We start from the raw sequence: 23,277 nt of genomic DNA, 5'->3' as shown, positions 1-23,277 counted from the left end.
GACCACTAGGCCGAGCCGGCCTTGTAGCCGACACCGCGCACCGTCAACACGATCTCTGGGTGCTCGGGATCGTGCTCGACCTTGGAGCGCAGGCGCTGCACGTGGACGTTGACCAGCCGGGTGTCCGCGGCGTGCTGGTAGCCCCAGACCTCCTCGAGGAGTGCCTGGCGGGTGAAGACCTGACCGGGCTTCCGGGCCAGGCACAGCAACAGGTCGAACTCCAGCGGCGTCAGCGAGATCTCCTCGCCGCCACGCGTCACCGCGTGGCCGGCCACGTCGATCTCGACGTCGCGGATGGCGAGCGCCTCGTGCGGGACCGCCTCGGTACGGCGGACGCGGGCCCGGATCCGGGCGACCAGCTCCTTGGGCTTGAACGGCTTGACGACGTAGTCGTCGGCTCCCGACTCCAGCCCCACCACCACGTCGACGGTGTCGCCCTTGGCGGTGAGCATGACGATCGGCACGCCGGACTCGGCGCGGATCTCCTTGCACACGTCGATGCCGTCCTTGCCGGGCAGCATCAGGTCGAGCAGCACCAGGTCGGGGCGGTACTCGCGGAACGCCGCCAGCGCCAGGTCGCCGCGCGGGCAGACCCGGCTCTCGAAGCCCTCCTGCCCCAGCACGATGCCGAGCATCTCCGCCAGCGGAGCGTCGTCGTCGACGACGAGGACGCGCCCCTTCGTGGGGTACGGCGCGCTGCTGGGCGGGGTCACGCCCGCAATATTAGAGGCACCTCTGAGGCGGGAGCACGACGAAGGCCCGGCACCACCATGGTGCCGGGCCTCGTCGACGTACTGGTCGGTAGCCGATCAGTAGCGGTAGTGCTCCGACTTGTAGGGGCCCTCGATCGGGACGCCGAGGTAGTCGGCCTGCGCCTGGTTCAGCTCGGTCAGCTCGACACCGATGGCGGCGAGGTGCAGACGGGCGACCTCCTCGTCGAGGTGCTTGGGCAGCACGTAGACGCCGATCGGGTACTCCTCGAGCTTGGTGAAGATCTCGATCTGGGCGAGCACCTGGTTGGTGAAGGAGTTCGACATGACGAACGACGGGTGGCCGGTCGCGTTGCCGAGGTTCAGCAGACGACCCTCGGAGAGGACGATGACCTTCTTGCCGTCGGGGAAGATCCACTGGTGGACCTGCGGCTTGATCTCGTCCTTGACGATGCCGGGGATCTTCGCGAGGCCGGCCATGTCGATCTCGTTGTCGAAGTGGCCGATGTTGCCGACGATGGCCTGGTTCTTCATCTTCTCGAAGTGCTCGACCCGGATGATGTCGAAGTTGCCCGTCGTGGTGATGAAGATGTCGGCGAAGTCGACGACCGACTCGAGGCGCTTGACCTCGTAGCCGTCCATCGCCGCCTGCAGCGCGCAGATCGGGTCGATCTCGGTGATGATCACGCGGGCGCCCTGGCCACGCAGCGACTCGGCCGAGCCCTTGCCCACGTCGCCGTAGCCGCAGACGACGGCGGTCTTGCCGGCGATCATCACGTCGGTGCCGCGGTTGATGCCGTCGATCAGCGAGTGGCGGCACCCGTACTTGTTGTCGAACTTCGACTTGGTGACCGAGTCGTTGACGTTGATCGCCGGGAAGAGGAGCGAGCCCTCCTTGAAGCGGTCGTAGAGGCGCAGGACACCGGTGGTGGTCTCCTCGGTGACGCCCTTGATGCCGTTGGCGATGTTGGTCCAGCGCTGCGGGTCGTTGTCGAGCGAGCGCGCGAGGACCCGGAGGACCTCCTTGAACTCCTCGTTGTCCGTCGAGTCCTGGCCCGGCACGGCGCCGGCCTTCTCGAACTCCACGCCCTTGTGGACGAGCAGCGTGATGTCGCCACCGTCGTCGAGGAGCATGTTGGGGCCGATCTTGTTGCCGTCGGCGTCGGTGAAGTCGAAGACCTTCTCGGCCTCGTCCCAGTACTCGGCGAGGGTCTCGCCCTTCCAGGCGAAGACCGGGGTGCCCTGCGGGTCCTCCGGCGTGCCGTTTCCGACGACGACGGCCGCAGCGGCGTGGTCCTGGGTGGAGAAGATGTTGCAGGTGGCCCAGCGGACGTCGGCACCGAGCGCGGTCAGCGTCTCGATGAGGACACCGGTCTGGATCGTCATGTGCAGCGAGCCGGCGATGCGGGCACCCTTGAGCGGCTGCGAGTCCGCGTAGCGCCGGCGCATCTCCATGAGGCCGGGCATCTCGTGCTCGGCGAGAGTGAGCTCCTTGCGGCCGAACTCGGCCAGGCTCAGGTCAGCAACCTTGTAGTCCATGAGTGATCCTCGAGGTTCGAGTGTCGTGTGACAGCTGGTCCTGCGGCGCATCTGCGCATCGTCGGGATCTCCCGCGCATGACGTAGGACACCCTACAAGCGCGCTCCGAGGGCCGCGGAATCATCAGGAATGTCCCTCGACTCTCCACAGCCGCCGACGACTGCCCCCTTCTCCACAGGCCCGCCGCCGTACCCGCCTTCCGTCGGCAGCCCTTGGTGGGGTGAGTGCCATGACCACTCTCCTCTCTGCCGCTCCCCTCTTCGACCAGCACGACCCGCATGACCTGCTAACCACCATCCGCTCGGGCGTGCGCACCCGCGAGTGCCTCGTTGTCGCCGAGTGGGCGGCCGTCGTCCGCTGGGCCGAGGCCCACGTGGTCACGATCCCCGAGCACGCCGCCACCGTCCGCGACGGCGTCATCGACACCGGCGTGCCGATCGCCGGCGACGGTGCGCCGCTGATCAGCGACCACCACCTCAGCGAGCTCGTGGCCGCGCTCGGGCGCTCCCCCAACGCCGGGCGCGCGTTCGTCGGCCGGGTCGTGGAGTGCGCCTGGCGGCTGCCGAAGGTGTACGCCGCGGTCGCCGCCGGGCGCCTCGCGCCCTGGCGGGCCGAGCGGATCTCCGACCTGACCCGACCGCTCAACGCCGAGGCGACGGTCTTCGTCGACGGCGCCCTGCACGACGTGACCTCGTGCACCTGGGCGCAGGTCGAGCGGCTGGTCGAGGAGGCGGTGGCCCGGCACGACCCGGTCGCCGCCGAGGCGCGCCGGCAGAGGGCGGCCGACCGCCGGCGCCTCAACGTCGAGCCACCCGACGCGGCCGGGACGGTCGAGGTGCATGGACTCCTCGACGCCGGCGACGGGCACGACCTCGAGGAGGCCGTACGTCGCCGCGCCGCCCTGCTCGGCCGGCTCGGCAACGACGCGCCGCTCGACGTCCGCCGCTCGATCGCGGTCGGCGAGATCGCCCGCCAGGACCTCACCCTCGACCTCGAGGCCCGCGATGACGACGGCCGGACGGTCCGCGTCCCGGGCCGCGAGGTCGTCCTCAACGTGCACCTCACCGGCGACCCCGACAACCCGGTCGCCCGCTGGGAGGAGGGCGCCTGCCCGATCAGCGCCGACCAGGTCCGCGAGTGGCTGCGACTCACCGGAGCCTCCGTCGTGGTGCGTCCGGTGGTCGACCTCGCCGAGCACGTCCCCGTCGACTCCTACGAGATCCCCGAGCGGCTGCGGACCCGGGTCGAGCTGCGCGACCACAGCTGCCGGTTCCCGCACTGCACCACCCGGACCGACCGCTGCGACCTCGACCACGCCACCCCCCACCGCGACGGCGGCCCGACCTGTCCCTGCAACCTGGTCCCGCTGTGCCGCCAGCACCACCGCGCCACGACCTTCACCGCCTGGCGCTATCTCGCCCTCTCCCCCGGCAGCTACCTGTGGCGCTCGCCCCACGACCTGCTGTTCGTCGTCGACCACCACGGCACCCGCCCCGTCGACACCGGCCGCCCGATCCCGCCCGGGTCGTGGGCGTGCGCGGTCGGGTCGGAGGCGGGGCGGTCCGATGCGGCCTGACCCGTCGTACGCCGCCTACGCGCCCGGGCGATCTGGGCCCGCCTACTCATGCCGCCACGGCCCCCGCCCGGGACCCTGCGAACATGACCGATCGCCGCCCGGCCGGGCCCCTCGAGATCGTCGCCGCGCTCGCCGCCCTCGGCCTGACCCTGGCCACGTTCTGGCACGGTCTGACCGTCTACTTCTGCTGGGGCGGCTGCGACGGACCGACCGCAACCGAGGTCCTCGTCCACCGCCTCCTCACCGGCGGCCTCGCGCTCGCCGTGCTGACCACCCTGGTGACCGCGGCGCTGCGGCGCGGGCGCTGGATCTTCCTCTGGCACCTCGCGGTGGCCGCGGTGGCTCTCGTGGTCGCCCTGCTCACCGCCATGCCGCAGATCGACTGGGACGGGTCGCCGCCCCCACCGCCCGGCCCGGGTCCCGACTACGTGCCCTGCTACTCGGGCTCGAACGACTGCGTCGGCGGCTGAGCCGTGGGCGGGCGGTACCCTGCTGCCGTACGTTCTCAGGGCGGGGTGGAACTCCCCACCGGCGGTGAGGGCGTCCCGGCCGATCCGGGGCGGCCGAGCCCGCGAGCGCCGGCCCGGTCTCCGACCGGGGCGGGTCAGCAGATCCGGTGCGACTCCGGAGCCGACGGTCACAGTCCGGACGGAAGAGAACGCGACGGGCCTCGCGCGCGTCGTCACGCCCTGGGTGACACGCGAACAGGAGAACCCATGTCACCCACCGCTCCCGCCGGCAATACCGTCGCCATCGTCGCGGCCCGCTGGCACTCCGACATCGTCGACGTCGCCGTCGAGACCTTCCGCACCGAGCTCGAGCTGCGCGGCTACACCGTGGAGGTGGTGCACGTGCCAGGCGCCTTCGAGATCCCGCTGCAGGTCCGCCGGCTGGCCCGGACCGGCCGCTACGCCGGGGTGGCGACGGCGGCCCTGGTCGTCGACGGCGGGATCTACCGCCACGACTTCGTGGCCTCGTCCGTGGTCGACGCGCTGATGCGGATCCAGCTCGAGACCGACGTGCCGGTGTTCTCCGCGGTGCTCACGCCGCACCACTTCCACGAGCACGACGAGCACACGAGCTACTTCCGCCGCCACTTCGAGACGAAGGGCCGCGAGCTCGCGGCCGCCCTGGACGCGACGGTCCAGCTGTCGGCGGTCTGACCCGCGGGGCCCGACCGGACCGGTGGGCCTGCCGTGACCGGGCTGAGCCCTCAATGCCCTCAGTGCGCGGCAGGCTCGCCGTCGTCGTACCGCTCGATCGGGTCCTTGTCGCCGCTGAACGGCAGCACCCGCACGATCGCGACCACGAGGGAGCCGACCACCAGTCCGATCACCGCGGAGATGCCGGTGTTGGCGAGCCAGGCCAGCGCGCTGCCGAGGAAGCCGTGCACGGCGTGCTCGATGTCGTGCTCGATGCCATGGACCCACTCGTACGGCGCGTCCCACCAGCCGACCTCGTGCACGTTGACGAGCAGGATGTGGCCGCCGACCCAGAGCATGGCGACGGTGCCGACGATCGAGATGATCGACAGCAGCCGCGGCATGAACGCGACCAGGCCACGCCCGACCTTCTGGGCGAGGGTCGAGGAGCGCTGCGCGAGGCTGAGGCCGGCGTCGTCCATCTTCACGATGAGGGCCACGACGCCGTAGACGGCGATCGTGATCGCGATCGCCACGACCACGAGGATCGCGAGCCGGGCCCAGAAGCTCTCGTCGGCCACCTCGTCGAGGGCGATCACCATGATCTCCGCCGACAGGATCAGGTCGGTCCGGATCGCGCCGGCGACCATCTGCTTCTCGGCCTCCGGACTGATCACGGTGGCCGGGACGTCGTGGTCGTCGTGCCTGGCGAGCAGGTGCCAGACCTTGTGCGCGCCCTCGTAGGCGAGGAAGGTGCCGCCGAGCATCAGGATGATCGGGAGCAGGTCCGGCAGGAACTCACTGAGCAGCAGCGCTGCCGGGAGGATGATCAGCAGCTTGTTGCGGATCGAGCCGATCGCGATCTGCTTGACGATCGGGAGCTCGCGCTCGGCCGCGACGCCGTGCACGTATTGGGGCGTGACCGCGGTGTCGTCGACCACCACGCCCGCGGCCTTGGTCGTCGCACGACCTGCCGCGGCGCCGACATCGTCGATCGACGCGGCGGCCATCTTGGCGATGGCGGCGACGTCGTCGAGCAGACCGAACAGGCCGGCGCTCACGAGGCGCGGTCCGTGCTGAGAGGCATGCCCGAAGGCTACCGGCCGGCGACTACCGGCCGGCGCCCACCAACCCCGCGTCCGCTGTCTCCCGCTCCTGCTCGTGCACGACACCGGTCAGCTGCACCGCCTCGCGGACCCGGCGGTGGGCGACGTCGAACGGGTCCACGACCCGCTCGAGGACCCGCCGGACGGGCGGCGCGGCCAGGGCCAGGGCCACACCGACACCGACGCCGACCGCGGCCAGCAGACCGAGCCAGGGCCGGTCGTGGGCCCACTCGACGAAGCCGAGGTACTCCAGCTCCTTCACGACGAAGCCGTGGAACAGGTAGATGACCAGGCTCGCCGAGCCCATCTGGGTGAACCAACCACCGATGCGAGGTACGACGCTGAGCCAGGCCAGCGCGCCCGCGACGCCGGCGAGCAGCACCAGGAGCCGGGTCAGGACTGCGGTCGAGGTCGGGTCGTCGAGCAGCTCGGAGGGCCGCTGGTAGAGGTAGTCGCGGCTGGCCCACTCGTCCAGGGAGCCGGCGGCGACCCACAGCGCCGCGAAGGTCGCGATGCCGAGCAGAGCGGCGAACCGGCCGCGCAGCCACTCCAGCGCTTCGGGCGTGGTCTTCAGGCCGAGCACGAAGAACGGCAGGAAGCCCACGATCCGCGGGGCGTCCAGCCAGCGGGTCCATTCCCCGGCGAGCAGGAGGCCTCCGGCGATGCTGATCCCGACCGCGACCAGGACGCCGCCCCGCAGCGGCCGCAGGATCGGGGTCGCGAGCCGCCAGGCCACCATCGCGAGCAGGTACCACAGCGGGAAGTGCGGGTCGGTCCACAGGTCGTAGAGGTGCTCGTGGCCGACGTTGATCCGGAACCAGGCCAGTGCGCCCTCGAAGATGACGTACGGCACGAGCAGGGTGGTGACCAGCTGCCACAGCCGCGACGGGGTGTAGCGGAAGCCCCGCGACAGGTAGCCGGAGAGGAACACGAACGCCGGCATGTGCCACAGGTAGACGAAGTCGTACACCCGCCCGCCCGGGCCGTCGGCAGGAAGCAACGCGAGCAGGTGCCCGACCACGACGAGCGTGACCAGGCCCATCTTCGCGTTGTCGAGCCAGGGATCCCGAGTCCGAGGTGCTGAGGCCATCACTCCTTGGTACCCGAACCGCCTGTGCGAAGACCAAGTGTCAGACAACCTGACACCGTGAGCCGGATCGGGTACGGCGGAGCGCCCGATGGGAGACTGGCGGGGTGGACGCCACCTACAAGCCCACGGATGCCTCCCGCGTGCGGATGGTCCTCGGCCTGGGCGCTCTCGGGGTCGTCTGCGGGCTGCTCGCGGCGGTGTCGTTCGCGTCGGGCTCGGTGCCCGGCATCGTCGTGCTCCCGGCGCTGTGCGTGCTCTCGGTCGCCGGGATCAGGGGCGAGCTGCGCCGGGCCGTCGTCCTCACCGCGGATCGGCTGGTCGTGCGGGGCCGTGTCGGCACGGTGCGGGTGCCGCTGACCGAGGTCACCGCGGTCAGCTGGGAGCGCGACGAGGCGCGTCCCGATGTCGCGCGACACACCGTGTGGATCGCAGCGTCGGGCCGGCGCCCCTTCCGCGTCCACTTCCTCGCCGCACAGGGGGACTTCGTCGGCGACCTGCGGCGGCGTGCGGCCGTCGCCGGTGCCGCGATCGACACGGGAGCCGCGCTCGTCGCACCCGCTCCCCACGACACCCGCCGCCTGTTCACGAGCCTGTGAGGCTCGACGGCCCGGTCAGTCCTCGACGAGCCCCAGGCGCAGGTACTCCGCCGCGTACGTGCCGCTGAGCAGCAGCGACGCGTAGCGGGCGACCTCGCCGGCCGCCTCGGTGGAGACGTGCTCGATCCGGACGTCCTGGTTGCGGGCGGCGTCCTCGAGGCGCTGCCGCTGGTCGCGGACGACCGGGTCGTCGACGCCGTCGTCGAGCATCACCAGCACCGGGCGGCGATCGCCGGTGCCGTCGGCGACCGGGTCGGCGAAGACGTTGCGCGGGCGGGCCGCCTCGACGACGGGCAGCAGGTGCTCGGCGTCGCCGGCGAGCGCCGTGCGGCCGGAGGTGCGGCGGATCGACTCTGCGATCCGGCGCGCGGCCCGGGCCGCGAGGACCGAGCCACCCCAGACCAGCGGGGCGGCGTCAGCCAGCGAGATGGCCAGCATCTTGGCGGGGTTGATCGAGATGTCGCGGTTCGGCGAGCAGGCGATGGCGACCGCGTCGAGTGCCTCGGACACGGCCTCCGGCTCGGCACTCGGGCCGAGGTTGACCTGGTCGAGGAAGGAGAGCATCGCGACCGCGGTCGCGAGCTGGTCGCCGGTGCTGGTGGGCAGCAGCGTCGTCCAGCGACCGGTCGCGTGCTCGGCCACCAGCGATCCGCGCGGCGCGGCCACCACGAGCTGGCAGCCGCGGCGCGCTGCCTCGGCGACGGCCAGCGCCGTTCCGGCGTCGCCGCCGTCGGGGGCGAGCACGACGACCAGGTCGAGGCTGCCTGCCCAGCCGGGCAGCGCCGGGGAGGGCCAGGCCACGAACGGCACGGGACAGAAGGGCTCGAGCACGGCCCGCAGCAGGCGGGAGTCGGGCCCGGCGGCGATCACCGCACGCGGGCGGGTCTCGATCGATCGGGCCACCGCCTCGGCGATGGCCTCGGCGGAGTCGCCGACCTCGCGGCGTACCCGGGCGCCGGACTCGGCCAGCGTGCGCAGCCGCAGGTCGGCGGTGGCGAGCGCTGCGTGGTCGTCCAGCCGGGACTCGTCGAACCAGATCATGTCACGCCGGCTTGCGGGCCTCGTCGACCAGCAGGACCGGGATGCCGTCGCGCACCGGGTACGCGAACCCGCAGCCCTGGCACACCAGCTCCACCGACTCCCCTGCGGGTGTCACCGCGAGGTCGCCCTTGCAGGAGGGACACACGATGATCGCCAGCAGCTCGGGCGAGATCCCGCCCTGCACGGCGCTCACCTTCCGCTCCGGATGATGGCGAGGACCTCGTCCCGGACTCGGGTCATGGTGGCTTCGTCCTTTCCTTCGACGTTGAGCCGCAGCAGCGGCTCGGTGTTCGAGGCGCGCACGTTGAACGCCCAGTCCGCGTGCCCCACGCTGAGGCCGTCGAGCTTGTCGGTGCTGACTCCGTCCTGGCCGCCGTACGCCGCCTCCAGCGCGGCGAGCACCGCGGCCTGGTCGGCGACGGTGCTGTTGATCTCGCCGCTGAGCGGGTAGCGGGCGTAGCCGGCGAGCAGGTCGGAGAGCGGACGGTCGGACTCGGCCAGCGCCGCCATCGCGTGCAGCGCGGCGAGCATGCCGGAGTCGGCGCGCCAGAAGTCGCGGAAGTAGAAGTGGCCGCTGTGCTCGCCGCCGAAGATCGCCTCGGTCTCGGCCATCGTGGCCTTGATGAAGGAGTGCCCGACGCGGGTGCGGACCGGAGTACCGCCCAGCTCGGTGACGATCTCGGGCACGGCGCGCGAGGTGATCAGGTTGTGGATCACCGTGGCGCCCGGCTCCTTGGCGAGCTCGCGGGCGGCGATGAGGGCGGTCAGCGTGGACGGCGAGACGAGGTCGCCGCGCTCGTCGACGAGGAAGCAGCGGTCGGCGTCGCCGTCGAAGGCCAGGCCGATGTCGGCCTGCTCGGCGACGACCGCCTTCTGCAGGTCGACCAGGTTGTCGGGCTCGATCGGGTTGGCCTCGTGGTTGGGGAAGGTGCCGTCGAGCTCGAAGTAGAGCGGCACCATCTCGACCTGGTCGGAGAGGCGGCCGAAGACGGCGGGCGCGGTGTGGCCGGCCATGCCGTTGCCGGCGTCGACGACGACCTTCAACCGGCGGCCCGTGACCGGGGCGAGCGTGAGCAGGTGCGCGGCGTACGCCTGGAGGACGTCGTGGGAGTCGATGGACCCGGTGCGGCGGCCGGCGGCCGGCGCACCGCCCGCGGCGACCCGGTCGCGGATCTCGGCGAGGCCGCTCTCCATGCCGACCGGCTGCGCCAGCGCGCGGCACAGCTTGATGCCGTTGTAGGCCGCCGGGTTGTGGCTCGCGGTGAACATCGCGCCCGGCAGGTTCAGGTGGCCGGAGGCGAAGTAGAGCTGGTCGGTCGACGCGAGGCCGATCATCGTCACGTCGGCGCCGGCGGCCGTCGCGCCGTCGGCGAACGCGCCGGCCAGCGACGGCGAGCTCGGGCGCATGTCGTAGCCGATCACCATCGCGTCGACGCCGAGCACCTCGACGTACGCCGCGCCGGTCGCTCGCGCCAACTCCTCGTCGAGCTGCTCGCCGACGAGACCGCGGACGTCGTAGGCCTTGAAGACCTTGCCGAGGTTGTCAGGACTGGTCGTGGCCATGTCCAGACCCTAGGGCATCTACCGTGCCGCGTGGTCAGTCGGTGGTGAGCATCCTGAGGTGCCCCTTGCGGGCCACCTCGCGACCGGGCTCGCGCGGTGCCTCGACCGGCTCGCGCCGGACCGGGCGGGCGGCCTCGCGGACCGCGTCGGCGAGCGCGAGCAGGTCGTCGTTGCTCGGGCCGGGCTGCTGGGTGCCGAGCGAGAGCCGGACCACCTCCCAGCCGCGCGGGGCCGAGAGGCGCTCGCTGTGGACGTCGCACAGGTCGTAGGCGTGCGGCTCGGCGTAGGTCGCCAGCGGGCCGAGGACGGCGGTCGAGTCGGCGTACACGTAGGTCAGCGTGGCGACCGCGCGCCGGCCGCACGCCGTGCGCGAGCAGGTTCGCAGGCTCTGCGGTCCCGCGTTCGCCGTCACACTCACGGCGCTGACGCTACCTCCCCGCACCGCGCGCGGTGGATAGGCTCGCTGATCATGGAGCACGACGAGCTGGTCCCCCGCCGACGCCGCGACCGGCGCGGACGCGGGATGCGCGGCCCGGCGGTGCAGCCGCTGACCGCGACCGGACACCGGCCGCCGCTGCCGCGCAGCCGCCGCGAGGTCTTCGACAAGATCATGCTCGACGTCGTCACCGACATCGACGCGCGCTGGTCGGAGCACCTCGGCCTGGTGGAGTACGCCGTCGAGGACGCCCCCCAGCTCCCCGACGACTGGGACTCGGGCCGGGTGCCGCTGTCCTCGCTCGTGCGCGGGTCCGGTACGACGCCGACCCGGCTGGTGGTGTTCCGCCGGCCGCTCGAGCACCGTGCCGCCGACCGGGCCGACCTCGAGGCGATCGTGCTGGCGCTCGTGGTCGAGCAGGTCGCCGAGCTGCTCGGCATCGAGCCGCACGACGTGGACCCGCGCTACCCGTCCGACCTCGACGACGACTGACCGTCTCCGACCCCGAGAGGTCAGTCCGGCGAGACGACCGGGATCCGGGCGTGGGTCTCGGCCGGCCGCAGCCGCAGCGTCGCGAGCCCCGGCTGCGCACCGCCCGTCGGCAACGAGACGACCCCGGCGATCCGGGTGTTGCGCGGCTCGACGGCGACGAGCACAGCCTCGGGCGGCAGCGCGAGGGAGGCCGCCCGGTCGGGCGCGACCTCGACCTGGTCCTCGCGCAGGACCGCCCCGTCGGCGCCGTACGACGTCACGTGGACGACGCCGGTGCGCAGGGCGTGCCCGAGCAGCAGGGTCTTCTCCCCCGTCGGCACGACCGCGGCGGTCGGCTCGCGCACCTCGATCGCGGGCGCGAGCAGGACGAGGTCCTTGCGCGAGACCAGCCGTACGGACGCCGCGACCGGGTCCTCCGACTCGACGACGACGCCGAGCACGCCGGCGCCGTTCTCGCCGGAGAGCAGCGGTCCGAGGTCGACCTCCTGCATGGCGTGGGGGCCGACCGCGACCTCGGGGGCGGCGGTCGGCGTGAAGGTCGCGTCGGCGGTCACCAGCCGGACCCGGGCGCGGACCTCGCTCTCGCCCGGGTTGGCGACGAACAGCGTGGCGCCGCGGGCGCCCTCGGGCACGCCGAGGATCAGGTTCTCGGTGTCGGGTGCGGCCTGGCTCGGCAGGAAGTCGGTGCTGACCCGGCCGCGGCCGAGCTGGTCGCGGGTCGTCCGTGCGGTGAGCGCGACGCGGCCGCGGGTCACGGTGACGTGGGCGGCGGTCAGCTCGCGGCGCGGCGCCGACGCGGCCAGGTCGATGCGGTGGACGCCGTGCGCCGGCACCTGGATGCCGCGCAGGGCGGGCTCCTCGACCGGCCCGTCGGCGTCGGACAGCGCGACGTCGACGACCGCCTCGCCGTCGTCGGGGTTCACCAGCTCGAGCGTGGTGGCGTAGCGGGCGGTGGCGCCGAGGCCGACCAACCACTCGTCGTACGCCGGGGCGCGGCACTCGGGCACGGCCAGCGGGTCGTCGCGGCCGGCGACGACGCCGGGGGCGGCGGCACCGCGGCCGTCGAGGACGACCGGGCCGGAGCTGTCGGGTACGACGGCCGACGTCGCCGCCTCGGCGGTGACCGGTGCGCCGGCGACCGCCTCGGCGCCGTCCGCCGGAGCGGTCAGCACCGCGAGCTCACCGCCCGCGACACCGGGCGTGCGGCCGACCCGGGTCGCGCTCGAGGCACGGGTGCCGCCCGGGCAGACCACGGTGGCGGAGGTGAGCTCGGCGGTGCCCGGCGGCTGCGGCCCGGCGACCGGGGACTCCTCGTCACCGATGGCGCCGATCGCGAGCGCGACGACCGCGGGCAGCACGATCGCCAGGGCCACGAGGAGGTCGAGGCGGCGACGCCGGGCGACGGATGCGCGGCGGCCGCCGGACCGGGACGGGGTCTGCTGGGGCTCACTCATCGCGGTTCCTTCGCAGCGGCGGGAGGGCGAGCACGACCAGCACCGGGATCGCGGCGGCCTGGACCAGCAGCAGGAGCCAGCGCAGCCAGGCGTGGTGGCTCGGCAGCGGTCCCGGCTCCGGGCTGACCTGCCAGGCGCGGGTACCGCGCTCGGAGCTGGCCTGGACGAGTCCGGTGGTGGCGTCGAGGCCGGCGGCGACCGAGCCGTCGGCCGGCGCCGCCTGGACGATGTAGAGGATGCCGAGGTCGGCGAGGCGGGCCACCGCGTCCGGGTCGGGCGAGGTGACCAGCGAGCGGATGGTGGCGGTGACCTTCTCGTCCTCCGGCGTCAGGGCGGCGATCTCGTCCTCCCCGACGGTGAGCCCGTCGCCGCGGTGGACGTCGTAGCGCAGGCCGGTGTCCTTGCTGCCGCGCAGCACCAGGACGCCGTTCTGCTCGGCCTGTTCGGCGCGCTGAGCCATGTAGACGGGGACGTCGGACACGGGTGGGTCGTCGAGCTCTTCGCCGCCCCAGCCGGCGAACCACACCAGGCCGACGAGCGGCACGACCAGCCCCACGGCGCCGGCCAGGGCCAACACGGCCTGGGCGGGCTTGGCCTGGTCGCCCAGGTGGTGCAGGGACAGTCCGCCCAGCAGGATCGCGGTGATCCACGCCCCCTGGAGCACCAGCAGGACGGCGCCGAGCCCGGGCTGCTGGCCCACCGGACCGGCGATGTCGATGCTCACGACGGCCAGGGGTACGGCGACCACCGCCGTCACGGCAGCGACCAGCCAGCACACCACGACCGGGATCCGGGTCGCCCGCGGCACCAGCGCCAGCAGGGCCAGGACCGGCAGCACGTAGCCGACCGGTACGGGGGCGCCGAGGCCGCCGAGGCGTCCGGCCAGCAGGTCCCAGCCGGAGGTCGCGGCCGTCGGCCAGCGGCCGATGTCGAGCACCGTGCCCGCGATCCCGCCTTCGAGCAGGGCCGGGAGCCACCACGGAAGCAGCACGAGCAGCGGCACCGCTAGGGCCAGCACCGGTGGCCCCCACACCGAGCGGTCGCCGGCCTCGCCGGGCAGCAGCCGCACGGCGATGCCGAGCAGCACCGCGATCAGGACCGCGACCACCAGCCAGGCGGGCGGCGCGACCGCGGTCAGCAGCGCGAGCGCGAGGCCGGTGCGCCAGCCGGCGCGCCAGCGGTGGCCGGCGTCGGGGTCGGCGAAGCCGAGCGCGGCGTGCGCCATCCACGGCAGCACGGCCGCCGCGACGACGATCCCCCAGCGCCCACCGCCCCACGCGCCGGCGACCAGCGGCACCAGCGCCCAGGTCACCGAGCCCCACAGCAACAGCCACCGCGGGGCGCCGTACGGCGTGACGAGGCGACCCACCACGCGCAGGAAACGCCAGGCGCCCCACAGCCCGAGCGGGGCCGAGAACGCCATGAGCAGGGACATCAGCAGGGACGGGCCGAACGGCAGGCCGAGCACCGCGAGCGGCAGGACGTACGGCGGGGCCGGGACGTCGCTCCCGAAGCCGATCGGGTGGCGGCCCTCGAGGTGCAGCGCCCACCAGTCGCCGACGCCGCCGGGCGCGGGCGACAGCGCACCGCCGGCCACTCCCCCGACGACGTCGCGCACGCCGATGAGCAGCGCGAGGACGGTGATCGCGGTCGCGACGGCGACCGGGTTGGTCAAGAAGCGCACGACGATGCCGGTGTCGGCGAAGTCCTCGTCCTCGTCGCGGTGCCGCGCCGCCGGAGGCGCGGTGGCGGCGTCGCGCTCGGCGGCCGCGATCCGGCGCCGGTCGGCGACGTCGGCGGCCTGGTTGGTCGCGGCGGCGACGAGGTCGCCCGCGAAGTCGAGGCCGTGCCGGTAGGGCACCCACCACGGGGCCAGCAGGCGTCGTACTCGGGCGCGGTCGGTGTCACCCGTCGCCGCCGCGCGCCGTGCCCGGCGGGCCGCGCGGACCTGGCCGGGATGCCGCAGCACGGACACCAGGGCGGCGAGCTCGTCGAGCGCCTCACCGACGGCACGGACGCCGAGCAGGCCGAGCACGCGCAGCAGCGAGCCGAGGGTCAGCCGCAGCACCTGCAGAGGAAGGGTGGCGCCGCGGCCGTTGGCGAGCAGCGTGAAGAGCGCGGCGCGGCGCTCCTGGAAGTGGGTGTGCCGTCCGGTCAGCGGCGTGCGACGGATGCCGCGGTGGGCGGCCTCGGCGTGGAAGACGACGGCGTCGGGGACGACGAGCGTGGTGCGGCCGGCCGCGGCGGCGCGCCAGCCGAGGTCGATGTCGTTGCCGAAGATCGGCAGCGCGGCGTCGAACCCGCCGAGGTCCTCGAGCACCCGGCGGCGCACCAGCATGCCGGCCGAGTTGACCGCGAGCACCTCGCGGATCTCGTCGTGCTGGCCCTGGTCGTACTCGCCGCGCTCCAGCCCGGTCTCGCGGCGGCCGGTCCCGCTGATGGTGACGCCGAGCTCGAGCAGCCGGCGCAGCGAGGGCCACTCGCGCAGCTTGGGGCCGAGGATGTCGGCGTCGGGACGCTGCGCGGCGACGGCGAGCAGCGCGGCGAGCGCGCCCGGCGCGGGGTTCGCGTCGTCGTGGAGGATCCACACCCACTCGGGTGCGGTGCCGGTCTCGCCCAGCACGAGCAGGCCCTCGGCGACGGCGTCGGGGAACCCGGTGCCGCCGGGCAGTGACCGCTGCTCGAGGGGCAGTTGGTCGGCCAACGCGGCCCGGACCAGGTCGGCACTGCCGTCCTTGCTGCCGGTGTCGACGGCCACCACGCGCGCGGGGGGCGCGGTCTGCGCGAGAAGGCCGTCGAGGACCGCCGGCAGCCAGGTGCTGCCGTCGTGGCTGACCAGGAGGACAGCCACCTCGGGTTGTTGCGACACGAGGTCAGACCCTACGACCGACGGCCCGAAGGGGGCGAACCGTCGGCAGGGACCGGCGCCGTGCCGTTGCCGTCGTTAGACGGCTCGCTTCTTCAGCTTGCGGCGCTCACGCTCCGACATCCCACCCCAGATACCGAAGCGCTCGTCGTTGCCCAACGCGGCCTCCAGGCACTCGATGCGCACCTCGCAGGTCTGGCAGACCTTCTTGGCCTCGCGCGTCGATCCTCCCTTCTCAGGGAAGAAGGCCTCGGGGTCGGTCTGCGCGCACAGTGCGCGCTCCTGCCACCCCAGCTCGTCGGTCTCTGCTTCGACCAGGAACAGTTCCCTCACGATTACGCCCCTTACGTCTCGACCCGATGCCCCGAACGACATCTCTGGAATTACATACGTGTCATACCCAAACAGTCAAGGCTGAGTCTGCTATGGGGAGCCCCGTGCTCGCTGCCTTTTCCGGGCACGGCACAGTTGTCCCCCGTGGACTCGACACCTGACGCGGCAGCCAGCGGATCAATCGGCCGACCCCTGCGGAAGCTGACCGTCCTCTCGGGCGGCATGGGCGGAGCCCGTTTCCTGCAAGGCCTGCTGCACGGCATCGCCGCTGGAACCCTACCCGGTGTCGCCCCTGACGCCCACGTGACGGTGGTCGCCAACAACGCCGACGACTGGTGGATCCACGGCCTCAAGGTGTGTCCCGACCTCGACACCGTGATGTACACCCTCGGCGACGGCATCGACCTCGAGCGGGGCTGGGGCCGGCGGGCCGAGACGTGGAGCGCCAAGGAGGAGCTGGCGGCGTACGGCGTCGAGCCCACCTGGTTCGGGCTCGGCGACCGCGACATCGCCACCCACCTGGTGCGCACCCAGATGCTCGACGCCGGGTACCCGCTGTCGCAGGTGACGCAGGCGCTGTGCAAGCGCTGGCTGGAGCCGACGTACGGCGACCGGCTGAGCCTGCTCCCGATGACCGACGACCGCGTCGAGACGCACATCGCGGTCGCCGACGCCGAGAGCGCCAGCGGCAAGAGGGTCGTGCACTTCCAGGAGTACTGGGTCCGGCTGCGCGCCGAGGTCCCCGCCGAGCAGGTCGTGTTCGTCGGCCTCGACCAGTCCTCCCCCGCGCCCGGCGTGCTCGACGCGATCGCGGGTGCCGAGCTCGTCGTGCTGCCCCCGTCGAACCCGGTGGTGTCGGTCGGCACCATCCTCGGCGTCCCCGGCCTGCGCGACGCCGTGCGCTCCACCGACGCGAAGGTCGTCGGCCTGTCCCCCATCGTCGGCGACAGCCACGTGCGTGGCATGGCCGAGCAGATGCTGACCTCGATCGGCGTCGAGGTCAGCGCGGCCGGCGTCGGGCTCAACTACGGCGCCCGTGAGGCCGGCGGGGTGCTCGACGGCTGGCTGGTCGACGAGCGCGACGCCGCCCAGGTGCCCCGGCTCGAGGCCGCCGGGATCCGCGCGGCCGCCGTACCGCTGATGATGACCGACCACGACGCCACCGCCGCGATGGCCGCAGCCGCGATCGAGCTGGTGCGCTGATGCTGAGCGTGACGGCACCGGACGGCGTCCCCGAGATCCGGCCGGGCGACGACCTCGCCACCGCCCTGCTCGCCGCGCTCGGTCCCGACGACCTGCGTGACGGCGACGTGCTCGTCGTCACCAGCAAGGTGGTCAGCAAGGCCGAGGGCCGGATCGAGGACGGCGACCGCGAGGCCTGGATCGACGCCGAGACCGAGCGCCTGGTGGCCCGCCGCGGCCCGACCCGGATCGTGCGCAACCGCCTCGGCCTGACCATGGCCGCCGCCGGCGTCGACGCCTCGAACGTCACCGCCGGCTCGATCGTCCTGCTCCCCCTCGACCCCGACGCGTCCGCCCGCGCCCTGCGGTCCGCGGTCGCCGAGCGGCGCGGCGTCAACGTCGGCGTCATCGTCACCGACACCGCCGGACGGGCCTGGCGCGAGGGCCAGACCGACATCGCCATCGGCGCCGCCGGGCTGGCCGTGCTGGAGTCCTTCGCCGGCCGGGTCGACGCCCACGGCAACGAGCTCGCCGTCACCGCCCCCGCCGTCGCCGACGAGATCGCCTCCGCCGTCGAGCTCGCCCAGGGCAAGCTCGGCGCCCGCCCGTGCGCGGTGCTGCGCGGTCGGGCCGACCTCGTGCTCGCCCCCGGTGAGGACGGTCCCGGCGCCCGCGCCCTCATCCGCGCCGACGGCGCCGACCTGTTCGGGTACGGCGCCCGCGAGGCCGTCATCCAGGCCGTCGCCGCGCACCCGGCCGCACGCACCCCGTTCGGCAGCCCCGTCGACGCCGTCGAGTTCGTCGCCGCGCTCGGCCGCGCGGGGGTCACCGCCCGCGCGACGGCCGCGGACGTCGTACACACGGACAGGGAGCGGCGCGCCGCTGCCGACATCGTGGCGTTCGCCCACGGCTGGCAGAGCACCGAGACCGGCGATGTCGACACCGACCTGCGGTTTCGACCGGTGACTCCGTAGACTCACCGCGTTCGCCGCACGGGCGTGCTCCCGGCATGCCCTTCACGACCAAGACGAGGTACCCCGCACGTGGCCAAGTCCAGCAAGTCCGAGAAGTCGGAGCGCCGCCAAGTCATCGACGACATCCGGCGCAAGCAGAAGCGTGCCGACAAGCGCCAGGGCATGGCCATCGTCGGCGTCTGCGTCGCGGTCGCGCTCGTCATCGTCGGCGCTGCGCTCTACCCGAAGGTCCGCGACATGGTCAACGACCAGAAGTGGAAGGGCAAGAGCGTCGCCCAGATCGGCGCCTCGGCCAGCGTGTGCGGCGACATCACCGAGAAGGAGGCCACGGGCAGCGGCGAGCACGTCCCCGAGGGCCAGCAGGTCGACTACAAGGACGCCCCGCCCGCCTTCGGCGCGCACTGGAACGTCGCCGGCGTCGCACCCACCCCGATCGGTGACCGCTTCTACACCGAGGACTCCCGCCCCGAGCTGGAGCAGCTGATCCACAACAGCGAGCACGGCTACACGATCCTCTGGTACGACACCACCGCGAACGACGACGCCGCCGAGGTCGCGGCCATGCGCGCCATCGCCAAGATCATGGACGCCAACGACACCAACCAGCGGCTGAAGTTCAAGGTCGCCCCGTGGACCAAGGCGGACGAGAAGGAGATCGGCAAGTCCTTCCCGAAGGGCCAGCACATCGCCTTCACCCACTGGCGCGTCGACCCCGACACGCAGAAGCAGTACGGCGCCTGGCAGTACTGCTCCGAGGTCAGCGGCGCGGCGCTGAAGAAGTTCATGGACAAGTACCCGTTCACCGACGCCCCGGAGCCCTACGCGTACTAGTTTGGCGCTCGCTTCGCTCGCGCATGTCGCGGCTCAGCCGCAGGTGATGCCTGAGCGCATCACGTGCAGCTGAGTGTCTTTTCGTCGGGCGCGCCGCGTTGCCTGGACGGAGCGAAGCGAGCGCCAGCGAGCGGAGCGGAGGAAGGCAACGCGTCAAAGCGCGCGCGACATGCGCGAGCGAAGCGAGCGCCAAACAAACACCGTGAGTCGGTTGTGAGACGCACCAGCCCCGCAGCCAGCTCCCCGCGGCCAGCTCCCCCCGCGGCCAGCTCCCCCGCACCCAGCCCCGGCCCTCACACCAGGTCGGTGCGGCCCTGCTCCTTCAACGCAGCCACGACGTTCTTGACCTCCTGGGCCCGCGCCCGCGTGGTGACGAGCAGCGCGTCGGGGGTGTCGACGACGACGACGTCGTCGAGTCCGATGACCGCGACGGTCCGCCCCGATCGCGGGACGACGATGCCGCTGGCGCCGATCAGGTGGGTGAGCGCGGGGTCGCCGAGGACGGTGCAGGCGTCATCGTCGCCGAGCAGGGTCGCGAGGGAGTCGAAGTCGCCGATGTCGTCCCAGGCGAAGCCGCCGGGGATGGTGGCGACCTTGCCGGCGGCGGCCGCCGGCTCGGCCACCGCGTGGTCGATGGCGATCTTCGGGAGCGTCTCCCAGAGCTCGGGAAGGCGCTCGGGCTCGGCGGCGATGGTGCGCAGGGTGGCGGCGAAGCCGGGGTCCTGCTCGGCGAGCAGGTCGAGCAGCACCGTCGGACGTACGACGAACATGCCGGCGTTCCAGCGGTACTGCCCGGTCGCGAGGTACTCCTCGGCCACCGACACCGACGGCTTCTCCACGAACTCGACGACCCGGCGCGCGACCGCGTGGCCCGGGAGCGGCTCGCCCTGGCGGATGTAGCCGAACGCGGAGGACGCGAAGGTCGGCTCGATGCCGATGGTGACCAGCCAGCCGTCGCGGGCGGCGGCGACGGCCTCGGCGACGGACGCGGCGAAGCGCTCCGGCTCGGCGATGACGTGGTCGGCGGCGAAGGAGCCCATCACCTCGGCGCCGCGGCGCTCGAGGAGGGCGGCAGCCAGACCGATCGCCGCCATCGAGTCGCGAGCGGACGGCTCGGCCACGACGGCGTCCTCGGGCAGGGTCGGGAGCTGGCCGCGGACGGCCGTACGGTGCGCCGCGCCGGTGACGACCAGGACCCGGTCGCCCACCAGCGGGGCGAGCCGGTCGTACGTCTGCTCGAGCAGGGTGCGCCCGGAGCCGGTGAGGTCGTGGAGGAACTTGGGAGCGTGCGAGCGCGACAGCGGCCACAGCCGCGTCCCGGCACCGCCGGCGGGGACCACGGCCCAGAAGCCGGGGATCTCGTCGAGGAGCATGGCCGCACCCTACGGCGTCACGTCCGCCCACCCGCACCTAGGCTCGGGACCGTGACGACGCCGACCACCTTCCCCGCGGTCCTGGCCGCCCGCCTGCGCACCGACCCCGGCCAGCCGCTGGTGACCTTCTACGACCACGCGAGTGGTGAGCGGGTCGAGCTGTCGGTCACCACCTGGGCCAACTGGGTCGCGAAGGCCAGCTCGCTGCTCGTCGACGAGCTGGGCCTGGAGCGCGGCGACCGGATCGCGATCGACCTGCCGCCGCACTGGCTCGGGACCGTCTTCCTCGGCGCCGCGTGGAACTGCGGCCTGGTCGCCACGGCCGCCGAGGCCACCGACCTCGCCGCGGTCGTCTGCGGGCCCGACACCCTGGCCGAGTGGGCCGGAAGATCCGGCGAGCTCGCCGTCCTGGCGTGCGCCCTGCTGCCGTTGGGCGTCCGGTTCAAGGAGCCGGTTCCGGCCGGGGTGACCGACGTCGGGATCGACGTGTGGTCCCAGCCCGACGCCTTCCAGGCCTGGGACCCGCCGCAGGCCGACGATCCCGCCCTCGAGGTGGGTGGCCGGGCGCTGAGCCAGGCCGAGCTGTGGAGCGAGGCGGCCGCCACCGGTCTGGTCGGCGACGGCCGCCTGCTCGCGGTCGCCGACCCCGTCTCGGAGCCGGCGATCCTCTGCGATCCGCTCCTCGCGGGCGGCTCGCTCGTCCTGGTCGTCCGGGCCGAGCCGGAGCGGCTCGAGGCGACGTACGTCGCCGAGCACGCCACGGCCCGCTTCCCCGCCTGAACGACCAGGACGGATCGGTTCGCAGGCCTAGCCCGCGAGGTCGAACTTCGTGCGCTTCTTCAAGAAGACCGGCGCGCCGAGCTTCTTGGCCTTGACCTTCTCGACGGCGTAAACCGAGCCGGTCGCCTTGTTGCGGACCACGACGACCTTGCCGCCGCTGGCCATCGGGCCGAGGCCGATCACCCAGTCGTAGCCGCTGAGGCCGGTCTTCATCGTCTTCGCCGGTGCCCACCCGCCCGGCAGGATGCCGGTGTAGAGCGAGAGCACGCTTCCGGCGCGGACCAGCGCGTCCGGGGAGCCGTCCTTGTTCCAGCGCCCCATCGGCACGAACCGCTTGCCCGGGACCTGGCCCGCGGCGGGGACCGCGGAGAGGAAGCCGTTGACGCCGTTGCCCGGGTAGACCTGCATCTGGCCGCCCTTCGGCTGGCCCATCAGGTCCGGCAGCTTGTCGCCGGTGACGTCCCCGACCGCAGCGAGCATCTTGACGGTGGCGAAGGTCCCGGGCAGCACCTGCGCGGGCTGGAACATCCCGCCACCGGCGCCGCGGAAGAGGACCGGGGCCTTGTCGGACTTGCGGATCGCCATCAGGTCGTTGAGCCCGTCGCCGTCCCAGTCGCCGACGCGCAGCACCTGCTTGGCCCACGGCGCCCAGACGTTGGTTTTCACGGCGGCACCGAGGACCCAGCTCCCACTGGACCTGTCGAGGTCGTGCAGCATCAGCCGGCCCGTCGACGCCTTGCGTACGACGATGTCCGGGTTGGCCGAGCCGACGTAGTTCCCGTTGAGCTGGCCGAGCAGTGCGCCCTGCTGCACCTGGGCCGCGATCGCCCGGATCGTCGGGATCTGCGCGTACAGGTACTTGCCCGGGCAGGCGGTCTTCCCGGCGTCACGGTGACCGCTGATCGCGGCGAAGGTGCCCTTGCCGACCTTCTGGCTCATCGACGCGGCGTCGACTCCCGACAGGGACAGCTTCCAGGCGAACAGCGCGCCGTACGCGTTGATCATCTCGGGCGTGGGCTGGGCGGTCTCGTAGTTCCCGATCGCGGACATCGCGAAGGAGTAGTCGTTGTAGCCGAGGGTGTGGGCGCCGACGACCGGCTTGTCGATGCCACCGGCGCGCCCCTCCCAGATCCGGCCGAACCGGTCGACGAGGAAGTTGTAGCCGATGTCGGACCAGCCGCGGGTCTTGACGTGGTACTTCCAGATGCCGCGCAGGATCGCCGGCACTTCCTCGGGCGTGTAGTCGTTGGCGTTCACCGTGTGGTGCACGAAGCCGGCGCTGATGGTGCCGTACTTCGGCTTGTAGCTCGCGTCCTCCGGGGCACCCCACTGGGCCCGCGAGTAGATCTGCGGCTGCGGCGCGGCGGTCGAGGCCGCCTGCATCGCGATCGCGCCGTCGGTCCCGGGCCGCGCGCTCTCCTCGCCCGAGGTCGCGGCGGACGCGCCGGAGGTGAGGGCGGGGCCCTGCTTGGCGGTGGCGGCCGGCGTACCGGGGTCGATCACGGCGACCTGGAGGTCGGCCGGCGCGGCGTCGGTCGTCTCGACCTTGACCTGGACCTGGTCGACGTCTCCGACCAGGACCGCCTCGGTGCCGGGGCGCGAGCGCTGTCCCTCCTCGCTGTCGGGGTCGGGCCCGTGCTCGTCGTGGTAGTCGGCGGCCGTCCAGTCGCTCCAGGTGTCGCCGGTGCGGGTGCGCACGTCGACGGTGATCCCGTCCTCGGGGACCGCGACGCCGTGCGCCCAGGTCACACCGACCGTGCCGTAGCCCTGGACGGGCAGTGCGTCGCTGGTGACCTTGTCACCGCCGTCGGCCAGCTCCTTCACGCTGCCGTGCAGCGTGACCCGGCCGCTGACGCCGTTCGGCGTCGGGGTCAGCGCGTACGACGTGACGGTCGGGTCGACAGTCGCGGTGGGCACCGTCAGCGGCGTGGTCGCGGCCTGCAGGCTGACCGCGCCGGGCACGGGCGTGCCGCCCGGCTCGGCGGGGCGGACCTCCATGGTCACGGTGCGTGCGGCGGGCGTGAGGACGGCGACGACGACAGCCAGGGCCAGCGCCTGCTGGCACAGCGTCACGAACCGGCTCCGCCGGGTGTGCTCGGGGATCTCCGTGGGGTACGGCGACATGGTTCTGCTCCAGACGTGTGTGCGGGGAAGGTGTCACACGAGTAGCAACTTTCACATGCGTCACACGCG

22 protein-coding genes and 1 riboswitch are annotated in these 23,277 nt (G+C 72.9%); of the genes, 9 read left to right on the top strand and 13 right to left on the bottom strand.

Translation table 11 applies throughout. From position 1 onward, the window contains the following. Positions 1–5: 5 nt before the first annotated feature. Together mtrA and ahcY are read right to left on the bottom strand one after the other, a co-directional pair. A complete protein-coding gene (mtrA, locus tag QI633_RS06920; RefSeq protein ID WP_349016715.1) occupies positions 6–713 on the bottom strand; it encodes an MtrAB system response regulator MtrA in 708 nt (235 codons plus the stop codon). 96 nt (positions 714–809) lie between these two features. Continuing rightward, entirely contained in the window at positions 810–2,249 is a 1,440-nt protein-coding gene (gene ahcY, locus QI633_RS06915) for an adenosylhomocysteinase (protein WP_282428511.1), read from the bottom strand. Between the two features lie 229 nt (positions 2,250–2,478). Between ahcY and QI633_RS06910 the strand changes: the two genes are divergently transcribed. From QI633_RS06910 to QI633_RS06900, 3 genes are all read left to right on the top strand, one after another. Continuing rightward, positions 2,479–3,825 carry an HNH endonuclease signature motif containing protein gene (locus tag QI633_RS06910; RefSeq protein WP_282428510.1) on the top strand — a complete coding sequence of 449 codons (1,347 nt, stop codon included), beginning with the start codon at positions 2,479–2,481 and terminating at the stop codon, positions 3,823–3,825. 83 nt (positions 3,826–3,908) lie between these two features. Beyond that, positions 3,909–4,295 carry a DUF6234 family protein gene (locus tag QI633_RS06905; protein ID WP_282428509.1) on the top strand — a complete coding sequence of 129 codons (387 nt, stop codon included), beginning with the start codon at positions 3,909–3,911 and terminating at the stop codon, positions 4,293–4,295. Between the two features lie 27 nt (positions 4,296–4,322). Next, positions 4,323–4,489: riboswitch (FMN riboswitch) on the top strand. 52 nt (positions 4,490–4,541) lie between these two features. Continuing rightward, complete coding sequence (locus QI633_RS06900; protein WP_141799815.1) at positions 4,542–4,988, top strand: 6,7-dimethyl-8-ribityllumazine synthase; 447 nt, start codon at positions 4,542–4,544, stop codon at positions 4,986–4,988. Between the two features lie 59 nt (positions 4,989–5,047). Here QI633_RS06900 and QI633_RS06895 read toward each other — a convergent pair whose 3' ends face one another. Both QI633_RS06895 and QI633_RS06890 read right to left on the bottom strand, forming a co-directional pair. Further along, positions 5,048–6,028, bottom strand: a complete 981-nt coding sequence (locus QI633_RS06895) for a DUF808 domain-containing protein (RefSeq protein ID WP_141799816.1) — start codon at positions 6,026–6,028, stop codon at positions 5,048–5,050. A 49-nt stretch (positions 6,029–6,077) separates the two neighbouring features. Beyond that, positions 6,078–7,163 carry an acyltransferase family protein gene (locus tag QI633_RS06890; RefSeq protein ID WP_282428508.1) on the bottom strand — a complete coding sequence of 362 codons (1,086 nt, stop codon included), beginning with the start codon at positions 7,161–7,163 and terminating at the stop codon, positions 6,078–6,080. A gap of 104 nt (positions 7,164–7,267) precedes the next feature. Between QI633_RS06890 and QI633_RS06885 the strand changes: the two genes are divergently transcribed. Next, entirely contained in the window at positions 7,268–7,759 is a 492-nt protein-coding gene (locus tag QI633_RS06885) for a hypothetical protein (protein ID WP_282428507.1), read from the top strand. A gap of 15 nt (positions 7,760–7,774) precedes the next feature. On the opposite strand, the gene QI633_RS06880 is transcribed toward QI633_RS06885, so the two are convergent. From QI633_RS06880 to QI633_RS06865, 4 genes are read right to left on the bottom strand one after another with little or no spacing between them, the layout of a single operon-like run. Continuing rightward, positions 7,775–8,800: an SIS domain-containing protein gene (locus QI633_RS06880; protein WP_141799819.1), complete on the bottom strand. Its 1,026-nt coding sequence runs from the start codon at positions 8,798–8,800 to the stop codon at positions 7,775–7,777. A 1-nt stretch (position 8,801) separates the two neighbouring features. Beyond that, positions 8,802–8,972 carry a Trm112 family protein gene (locus QI633_RS06875; RefSeq protein WP_222118026.1) on the bottom strand — a complete coding sequence of 57 codons (171 nt, stop codon included), beginning with the start codon at positions 8,970–8,972 and terminating at the stop codon, positions 8,802–8,804. Between the two features lie 17 nt (positions 8,973–8,989). Further along, entirely contained in the window at positions 8,990–10,363 is a 1,374-nt protein-coding gene (locus QI633_RS06870; protein ID WP_141799821.1) for a phosphomannomutase/phosphoglucomutase, read from the bottom strand. A gap of 34 nt (positions 10,364–10,397) precedes the next feature. Next, positions 10,398–10,781, bottom strand: coding sequence for a DUF3499 domain-containing protein (locus QI633_RS06865; protein WP_260806105.1), 384 nt, complete (start codon positions 10,779–10,781; stop codon positions 10,398–10,400). Between the two features lie 51 nt (positions 10,782–10,832). Between QI633_RS06865 and QI633_RS06860 the strand changes: the two genes are divergently transcribed. Beyond that, entirely contained in the window at positions 10,833–11,291 is a 459-nt protein-coding gene (locus QI633_RS06860; protein WP_260806106.1) for a metallopeptidase family protein, read from the top strand. A gap of 20 nt (positions 11,292–11,311) precedes the next feature. Here QI633_RS06860 and QI633_RS06855 read toward each other — a convergent pair whose 3' ends face one another. The 3 genes from QI633_RS06855 to QI633_RS06845 all read right to left on the bottom strand — a co-directional run bounded on the left by QI633_RS06855 (position 11,312) and on the right by QI633_RS06845 (position 15,944). Next, complete coding sequence (locus QI633_RS06855) at positions 11,312–12,745, bottom strand: DUF5719 family protein (RefSeq protein WP_141799822.1); 1,434 nt, start codon at positions 12,743–12,745, stop codon at positions 11,312–11,314. Further along, the gene (locus QI633_RS06850; RefSeq protein WP_282428506.1) at positions 12,738–15,614 is read right to left on the bottom strand and encodes a glycosyltransferase family 2 protein; all 2,877 of its coding nucleotides are present in this window, start codon (positions 15,612–15,614) and stop codon (positions 12,738–12,740) included. Before QI633_RS06850 ends, QI633_RS06855 begins: the two co-directional genes overlap by 8 nt. A gap of 75 nt (positions 15,615–15,689) precedes the next feature. After that, complete coding sequence (locus tag QI633_RS06845; protein ID WP_282428505.1) at positions 15,690–15,944, bottom strand: WhiB family transcriptional regulator; 255 nt, start codon at positions 15,942–15,944, stop codon at positions 15,690–15,692. Between the two features lie 192 nt (positions 15,945–16,136). On the opposite strand from QI633_RS06845, the gene cofD reads away from it, so the two are divergent. From cofD to QI633_RS06830, 3 genes are all read left to right on the top strand, one after another. Further along, positions 16,137–17,147: a 2-phospho-L-lactate transferase gene (gene cofD / locus QI633_RS06840; RefSeq protein WP_282429287.1), complete on the top strand. Its 1,011-nt coding sequence runs from the start codon at positions 16,137–16,139 to the stop codon at positions 17,145–17,147. Continuing rightward, the gene (gene cofE, locus QI633_RS06835) at positions 17,147–18,100 is read left to right on the top strand and encodes a coenzyme F420-0:L-glutamate ligase (protein WP_141799825.1); all 954 of its coding nucleotides are present in this window, start codon (positions 17,147–17,149) and stop codon (positions 18,098–18,100) included. The genes cofD and cofE overlap by 1 nt, the downstream gene beginning before the upstream one ends. Before the next feature lie 69 nt (positions 18,101–18,169). Next, positions 18,170–18,931 (top strand): DUF3105 domain-containing protein, encoded by a 762-nt coding sequence (locus QI633_RS06830; protein WP_260806107.1) that lies wholly within the window; start codon positions 18,170–18,172, stop codon positions 18,929–18,931. 293 nt (positions 18,932–19,224) lie between these two features. Here QI633_RS06830 and QI633_RS06825 read toward each other — a convergent pair whose 3' ends face one another. Beyond that, positions 19,225–20,304, bottom strand: a complete 1,080-nt coding sequence (locus QI633_RS06825) for a sugar phosphate nucleotidyltransferase (protein ID WP_282428504.1) — start codon at positions 20,302–20,304, stop codon at positions 19,225–19,227. Positions 20,305–20,355: 51 nt separating this feature from the next. On the opposite strand from QI633_RS06825, the gene QI633_RS06820 reads away from it, so the two are divergent. Beyond that, positions 20,356–21,084, top strand: a complete 729-nt coding sequence (locus QI633_RS06820) for a TIGR03089 family protein (RefSeq protein WP_282428503.1) — start codon at positions 20,356–20,358, stop codon at positions 21,082–21,084. Positions 21,085–21,111: 27 nt separating this feature from the next. Here the strand turns inward: QI633_RS06820 and QI633_RS06815 are convergent, their stop codons facing one another. Beyond that, positions 21,112–23,208, bottom strand: coding sequence for an N-acetylmuramoyl-L-alanine amidase (locus QI633_RS06815; RefSeq protein ID WP_282428502.1), 2,097 nt, complete (start codon positions 23,206–23,208; stop codon positions 21,112–21,114). Positions 23,209–23,277: the final 69 nt, after the last annotated feature.

Origin of the sequence: Nocardioides sp. QY071 (assembly GCF_029961765.1) — a bacterium.
Taxonomy (GTDB): domain Bacteria; phylum Actinomycetota; class Actinomycetes; order Propionibacteriales; family Nocardioidaceae; genus Nocardioides.
The sequence above is the reverse complement of the archived record's forward strand: the minus strand, read 5'-3'. Positions and strand labels throughout refer to the sequence as shown.

Coding starts and splice junctions, on each gene's coding strand:
- QI633_RS06815 (WP_282428502.1), bottom strand. CDS start 23,208: ATGTCGCCGTACCCCACGGAGATCCCCGAGCACACCCGGCGGAGCCGG.
- cofE (WP_141799825.1), top strand. CDS start 17,147: ATGCTGAGCGTGACGGCACCGGACGGCGTCCCCGAGATCCGGCCGGGC.
- ahcY (WP_282428511.1), bottom strand. CDS start 2,249: ATGGACTACAAGGTTGCTGACCTGAGCCTGGCCGAGTTCGGCCGCAAG.
- QI633_RS06855 (WP_141799822.1), bottom strand. CDS start 12,745: ATGAGTGAGCCCCAGCAGACCCCGTCCCGGTCCGGCGGCCGCCGCGCA.
- QI633_RS06890 (WP_282428508.1), bottom strand. CDS start 7,163: ATGGCCTCAGCACCTCGGACTCGGGATCCCTGGCTCGACAACGCGAAG.
- QI633_RS06910 (WP_282428510.1), top strand. CDS start 2,479: ATGACCACTCTCCTCTCTGCCGCTCCCCTCTTCGACCAGCACGACCCG.
- QI633_RS06905 (WP_282428509.1), top strand. CDS start 3,909: ATGACCGATCGCCGCCCGGCCGGGCCCCTCGAGATCGTCGCCGCGCTC.
- QI633_RS06880 (WP_141799819.1), bottom strand. CDS start 8,800: ATGATCTGGTTCGACGAGTCCCGGCTGGACGACCACGCAGCGCTCGCC.
- QI633_RS06870 (WP_141799821.1), bottom strand. CDS start 10,363: ATGGCCACGACCAGTCCTGACAACCTCGGCAAGGTCTTCAAGGCCTAC.
- QI633_RS06860 (WP_260806106.1), top strand. CDS start 10,833: ATGGAGCACGACGAGCTGGTCCCCCGCCGACGCCGCGACCGGCGCGGA.
- QI633_RS06900 (WP_141799815.1), top strand. CDS start 4,542: ATGTCACCCACCGCTCCCGCCGGCAATACCGTCGCCATCGTCGCGGCC.
- QI633_RS06825 (WP_282428504.1), bottom strand. CDS start 20,304: ATGCTCCTCGACGAGATCCCCGGCTTCTGGGCCGTGGTCCCCGCCGGC.